Annotated in this window: 5 protein-coding genes; 3 read left to right on the top strand and 2 right to left on the bottom strand. The window is 34.7% G+C overall.

Going from position 1 to position 6,917, the window contains the following annotated elements:
• Positions 1-109: 109 nt before the first annotated feature.
• Positions 110-1,510 carry a metal ABC transporter solute-binding protein, Zn/Mn family gene (locus CSUIS_RS08315; protein ID WP_086298515.1) on the top strand — a complete coding sequence of 467 codons (1,401 nt, stop codon included), beginning with the start codon at positions 110-112 and terminating at the stop codon, positions 1,508-1,510.
• A gap of 41 nt (positions 1,511-1,551) precedes the next feature.
• Here the strand turns inward: CSUIS_RS08315 and CSUIS_RS08320 are convergent, their stop codons facing one another.
• Complete coding sequence (locus tag CSUIS_RS08320) at positions 1,552-2,508, bottom strand: pseudouridine synthase family protein (RefSeq protein WP_086298517.1); 957 nt, start codon at positions 2,506-2,508, stop codon at positions 1,552-1,554.
• A gap of 78 nt (positions 2,509-2,586) precedes the next feature.
• Here CSUIS_RS08320 and purB point away from each other — a divergent pair, with 78 nt between their 5' ends.
• Both purB and CSUIS_RS08330 read left to right on the top strand, forming a co-directional pair.
• Entirely contained in the window at positions 2,587-3,918 is a 1,332-nt protein-coding gene (gene purB, locus CSUIS_RS08325) for an adenylosuccinate lyase (RefSeq protein ID WP_086298519.1), read from the top strand.
• A gap of 20 nt (positions 3,919-3,938) precedes the next feature.
• Entirely contained in the window at positions 3,939-6,317 is a 2,379-nt protein-coding gene (locus CSUIS_RS08330; protein WP_086298521.1) for a ribonucleoside-diphosphate reductase subunit alpha, read from the top strand.
• Position 6,318: 1 nt separating this feature from the next.
• On the opposite strand, the gene ruvC is transcribed toward CSUIS_RS08330, so the two are convergent.
• Positions 6,319-6,795 carry a crossover junction endodeoxyribonuclease RuvC gene (gene ruvC / locus CSUIS_RS08335; RefSeq protein WP_086237539.1) on the bottom strand — a complete coding sequence of 159 codons (477 nt, stop codon included), beginning with the start codon at positions 6,793-6,795 and terminating at the stop codon, positions 6,319-6,321.
• Between the last annotated feature and the right edge of the window lie 122 nt (positions 6,796-6,917).

The raw sequence follows: 6,917 nt of genomic DNA on the forward strand, positions 1-6,917 counted from the left end.
AATATCATAAAAAGAATTAAAATAAGCAAAGCTAAATTTTAATTTTAAGATGCAACTAAGTTGCATATGATATAATTTCCGCATTTTAAATTCAAAAAAGGAATGAAAAATGAAAAAACTAATCTCCGTTTTATGTATAGGTGCGGCATTTTTGCACGCAAAGCCTGTTGTAACTACTAGCATATTGCCTACAAAATATTTCGTTGAGCAAATAGCAGGCGATAGCGTAAATATCAATCATATGGTAAATCCAGACTCTGACCCACACATATACGAGCCACGCCCAGAGCAGATGAAAAATTTAGAAAAAAGCGATATTTTCTTTGCTGTTGGTATGGAATATGAAAATAGTTGGCTACCAAAATTTGCAAAAAACTATCCAAATTTGGATATTGTAAAAACTCAAAAAGATGTCCCAATGCTATCTAGCGTAGATCACAAGCACCACGATCATCAGCATGATAATCACAAAGAGCATAAAAAGAGCTATGATGGAATTTTTGATGATAAAGATATAAAAGATAGGGATATTAGTGATTGGAATGGAGAGTATAATAGCATATATCCATATTTGCTAGATGGTAGCTTTGATATTGTATTAAAGGCCAAAGCGAGTGCTCCAAATAGTAATAAAAATTTCAAAGAGTATAAAGAGTATTATAAAAAAGGCTATAAAAGCGATATAAACCGCATAGTTATAAACAATGAAAATATCAGTTTTCATACTAAAAATGGGGTAAATGAAGGAAAATATATCTATAAAGGCTATGATATACTAACATACAAAAGCGGTAAAAGGGGCGTTAGATACCAATTTGAAAATGTAGATCCAAATAGCAAAACTCCTAAATTTATTCAATTTAGCGATCACGAGATCACTCCTACTAAGGTGTCTCACTTCCATATCTATATGGGAGATGATAGCTTTAAAAAATTGAGTTTAGAGCTAGAAAATTGGCCTACTTTTTATAAAACTAGTATGACAAAAGCAGATATAGTAGAAGATATGCTAGAGCATATAGATAGCAATTTTGATTCTCACATATGGCTTGATCCTATACTTGTTAAAATCCAAGCAAAAAATATAGCCGATGCTCTAATATCCCACTATCCAAAAAATAGAGCTTTATATGAGGAAAATTTAGCTAAATTTTATAATGAGCTTGATATGCTAGATAGCTATATAAAAGAGCAGCTAAATGGTATAAAAAATAGAAATTTCATAGTTTATCACCCATCTTGGGCCTATTTTGCTAAGAGATACAATCTTAATCAAATAGCCATAGAGACTGAAGGCAAAGAGCCTAAACCAACTCAACTAGCAAATTTGATTAAAGAGGCCAAAGAAGAAAATGCTAAAGTTATATTTGTAGCGCCACAATTTTCAAAAAAAGCGGCCAAACTCATTGCCGATGAAGTAGGAGCAAATGTCGTAGAGATAGATCCATTGGCTAAAGATTGGATAAAAAATATGAAAAATACAGCAGATGCTTTTAAAAAAAGTTTATAAGATTAATTTTGTTATAAACTATATTAAATTTATCTAAACTACTATAATTCAAATTTCATCTTGGAGCTAATATCATACTTAGCTCCTTGAAATCTAAATTTCACCCTATTTGAGTGGAGCATAAGCCTACTTGCTCCAGTTAAATTTATACGCTCATTTAGGCTCATTTTACCATCTAAAATTCTCTCTATATCACATCGCTCAAGCCCATAAATAGGATCGCCTAAAATTCTATGTTTCACATAAAACATATGAAGTCTAATCTGGTGCTGACGCCCAGTTAATGGGGCGCACTCGACTAAGGTTGTATCTGTCTTACTATCAAATTTAACTACACGAAATAGCGTCACAGCACGCTTACCCTCATCGCAAATTCGCATTCTAATCTTAATATCATCATAATCATCTGTAATATCCATCGCCCTATCTATAACAAACCAATCTTGGCTATCCATCAAGTCAAATTTACCCATAAAATCCATATAATCTTCTGGAATAAACCTCTTAAATTCACTAGTTGATACCGCACCACTGACAATAGCTAAATAGCTTTTGAAAATCTCTCTATTTTCAAACATTCTCTTAAGCTCTCTTACTACTTCTACGCTCTTACCAACTACAATAACTCCGCTTGTCTCCCTATCTAATCTATGAGCCACGCTAGCATTTTTGCCCCATAAAGTCCAAATCTCATCACACAAACTATACTTACAATTTCTGCCATTTGGATGGGTTAAAACCCCGCTTGGTTTATCAAATACACCAAATTCATCACACTCAAAAATAGGCTTTAATCCTTTTGGCTCACAGGCATAATCTATTAAAAATATATCCCCATTTGCTACACTATTTTTTTTCAAAACCAAATCATTGTTATCTATGATTCTACCGCTATCGCATAGCTTTTGAGCCTCTTTCATACTATAGCCTTGGCTTAATAGAATTTGATACGCTTTTTTACCATAAAATTCACCGATTTTCATCTTTACATAAGCCATTTATTAACCTAAATTTTATAAGATTTTTTATATAATATCGAATTTAATATAAAAATCAGCAAATAAAAGGTTCTAAATATGGTACAAAGATATGCTAGAAAAATTATGAGTGATAAGTGGAGTATGCAAGCCAAATATGACGCTTGGCTAAAAGTAGAACTCGCCGCTGTAAAAGCGTGGAATAAGCTAGGCTTCATACCAGATGATGAGTGCCAAAAAATCTGCAAAAATGCTAAATTTGATATAGCTCATATAGATGAGATAGAAAAGACCACAAAACACGATGTAATCGCCTTTTTAACTAGCGTGAGCCAAAGCCTTGGTGATGAGAGCCGTTTTGTTCACTTTGGTATGACAAGTAGCGATTGTATCGATACAGCCGTAGCACTTCAGATAAAAGATAGTATGGAGCTAATCTTAGATGATGTAAAAACCTTAATGGAAACTATCAAAAATAGAGCCTACGAGCATAAAAATACCCTAATGGTCGGCAGAAGTCATGGAATTCATGGCGAACCAATAACATTTGGCTTAGTCCTTGCTATATGGTATGATGAGATCAAAAGATCTTATGAGCTTTTAGAGCACTCAAAAAGTGTTATTAGCACCGGTATGATAAGCGGTGCGATGGGAAATTTCGCCCACGCTCCACTTGAGCTAGAAGAGTTAGTATGTCAAAATTTAGGTCTAAATCCAGCCCCAGCAAGTAATCAAGTAATCCAAAGAGATCGCTACGCTCAAGTCATAAACGCACTTGCCTTACTAGCTAGTAGTTGCGAAAAGATAGCAGTAGCCATAAGGCACTACCAAAGAACCGAAGTTTATGAAGCTGAGGAGTATTTTAGCCCAGGGCAAAAGGGCTCAAGTGCTATGCCACATAAAAGAAATCCAGTCTTAAGCGAGAATGTAACCGGGCTTTGTAGAATGATCCGCAGCTACGCTATCCCAGCTATGGAAAATGTAGCCCTTTGGCACGAGCGAGACATAAGCCACTCAAGCGTAGAGAGATTTATCTTGCCTGATGCGTTTATCACTAGCGATTTTATGCTAAATAGATTAAATACCATTTTGGCAAATTTGGTTGTATATCCAGAAAATATGATGAAAAATTTAAATTTAACAGGCGGATTAGTCTTTTCTCAACGCGTCCTTTTAGAACTTCCAAAACAAGGAGTAAGCAGAGAAGACGCATACAAAATCGTCCAAAGGAACGCCATGAAAGTTTGGGCTGACTTACAAGAGGGTAAAAAAGCGATCAATGACAATGGAGAAAGTCTATTTTTACAAAATTTATTAAACGATAATGAGCTAAAAGAGAAATTAGATGAAAATGCGATAAAAGCGTGTTTTGACTATGATTATTATACAAAAAATGTAGATAGAATATTTCAAAGAGTATTTAAAATTTAAAAAAAGGTATTAACGATAATATGAAAGTTATAAAAAGAAATGGTAGAACCGAAGAGTTAGATATATCTAAGATCAAAAAATACACAAGCGAAGCTGTAGATGGATTAGATAATGTAAGCTTAAGTGAGCTTGAAGTTGATGCGAAAATTCAGTTTCGTGATAATATCACAACTGAAGAGATCCAGCAAACTCTTATAAAAACTGCAGTTGATAAGATCGACATTGACCGCCCAAACTGGACATTTGTCGCAGCTAGGCTATTTTTGTATGATTTATATCACAAAGCTACTGGATTTAGCGGATATAACACTCTTCAAGACTATCTAAATAGAGCCGAAAAAGAGGGAAGAATCCTACTAGGTTTAAAGGAAAAATATGATCTTGAAGATCTAAACGCATATATAAAACCAGAGCGAGATATGCAATTTACATATCTTGGGATAAAAACCCTTTATGATAGGTATCTTATAAAAGATAAAAATGGTAAACCAATCGAGCTACCTCAGCAGATGTTTATGGCTATTGCTATGTTTTTAGCTCAAAATGAGCTTGACTCTCAAAGCTGGGCGAAAAAATTCTATGATATAATCAGCAAATTTGAAGTAATGCTAGCAACTCCAACTCTAAGCAACGCTAGAACCACAAGACATCAGCTCTCAAGTTGCTATGTCGGAAGCACTCCTGATAATATAGAGGGGATTTTTGATAGTTATAAAGAGATGGCGTTGCTTTCTAAATTTGGTGGTGGTATCGGCTGGGACTGGTGTAAGGTGCGTGCGATGGGTGGAAGCATAGATGGGCATAAAAACGCTGCTGGTGGAATAATACCATTTTTAAAAGTTACAAATGATATCGCAGTCGCAGTCGATCAGCTAGGGACTAGAAAGGGCGCGATAGCGGTTTATATCGAGCCTTGGCATATGGATGTAAGCGACTTTTTAGACCTTCGTAAAAACTCTGGCGAAGAGCGTCGCAGAGCTCATGAGTTATTTCCAGCTTTGTGGATAAATGATCTTTTTATGCAAAGGGTAGAAAATAACGAGAGATGGACGCTATTTGACCCAGCAGATACTCCTGATCTTTGCGATTTATATGGAGATGAATTTCAAAAAAAATATCTAGAGTATGAAAATAATCAAGATATAGCTAAAAGTGTAGTCCAAGCCAAAGAGCTATGGAAGAAGATTCTCACAAGCTATTTTGAGAGTGGAATGCCATTTTTATGCTTTAAAGATAGTGCAAATAGAGTTAATCCAAACTCCCATAAAGGCATAATTAGAAGCTCAAATTTATGCACTGAAATTTTTCAAAATACCGAGCCAAACTACTACCAAACCAAAGTTACATACACAGATGGAAGCTACGATCTATTTGATGAAAATATAGATATAACAGTTGATGGTGGATATACTAAAAAGGCTAAAAAGATTACTGCGTTAGATAGATTAAATAATAAAGATATATTCATAGTAGAAAAAGGATTAAAAGATGGTAAAACAGCCGTTTGTAATCTAGCTAGTATAAATTTAAGCAAAATCAACACGCCAGAAGATATAGCAAGAGTAACTCCAATAGCCATTAGAATGCTTGATAATGTAATAGATCTAAATTTCTATCCACACGCTAAGGTTAAACATACAAATTTAGCCAGTCGCTCAATCGGGCTTGGGGTTATGGGCGAGGCTGAAATGCTAGCTACAAAGCAGATAAAATGGGGTAGCTACGAACACCTTGAAAAAATAGATGAAATAATGGAAAATATCAGCTACAACGCCATTTACGCTTCATCAAATTTAGCAGTAGAAAAGGGTATTTATCCAGATTTTATAGGCTCAAACTGGAGCAAAGGAATATTCCCAATAGACCTAGCAAATCCAAACGCAAAAGCCCTTGTCAATCGTGGCGGAAGTCTATTTGATGAGGGAAATTGCGACTGGGAAAAATTAAGAGAAAAGGTCAAAAAAGATGGAATAAGAAATGGCTATTTAATGGCTATAGCACCAACTTCAAGCATAAGTATATTAGTAGGGACAACTCAAACAATTGAGCCAGTATATAAACGAAAATGGTTTGAGCAAAACTTAAGCGGTATGACTCCTTGCGTTGTGCCAAATTTAAGCCCTGAAACTTGGCAATACTACACTCCAGCATATGAGCTAGACCAAAGGCTACTTGTTAAAGCTTGTGCGATCCGCCAAAAGTGGATAGATCAAGGTCAAAGCCTAAATATATTTATGAGCCTAGATAAAGCTAGTGGAAAATATCTAAGTGAAATTTACACTCTAGCGTGGAAATTAGGGGTAAAATCCACATACTATCTAAGAAGTGAAAGCCCAGACTCAAGCCATCTTGATAATAAGCCAATTGACCGAAGTATAGAGTGTGAAGGTTGTCAGTAGATTAAGATTTTACATTAAAACTATGAGTTAAAGCTATTGCTATAGCATCAGTTATATCAAGTGGCTTTATCTCTTTATTGATCCCTAGCATCCTCTTTACCATAAAGGCTACTTGCTCTTTTGCTGCTTTGGCTTTGCCAGTTACTGCTTTTTTAATTTGAAGTGGAGTATATTCACTAAATTCACCATGAATTTGAAGTATTTTAAGACTAAGGGCACCTCGAAACTGAGCAAGTTTTAAGACGGTTTTTGGATTATATGCAAAAAATATATCCTCAATCGCCACCGCATCAATCTTATGCGTTTTAAATATAAGATCTAGCCCTTCGCAAAGCTGGGTTATTTGGTATTGTAAGCTATCTTGCTCTATTTTTATAAGTCCAGCTTCAATTAATATCTTTTTATTGCCAATTTTCTCAATTATCGCATAGCCGCAATTGCGAGTTCCAGGGTCTATTCCTAAGATTTTCACATATATCCTTTTGAGTTATTCACATTATTCACATATAATCTAAATTCAAAATCACAATAATACCATAATAAGTCATTTTTAATTAAATTTTTAGTAAAATATTAGCCAATAAATTTAAAGGGAAAAGA

The organism is Campylobacter porcelli (assembly GCF_002139855.1).
GTDB lineage: Bacteria > Campylobacterota > Campylobacteria > Campylobacterales > Campylobacteraceae > Campylobacter > Campylobacter porcelli.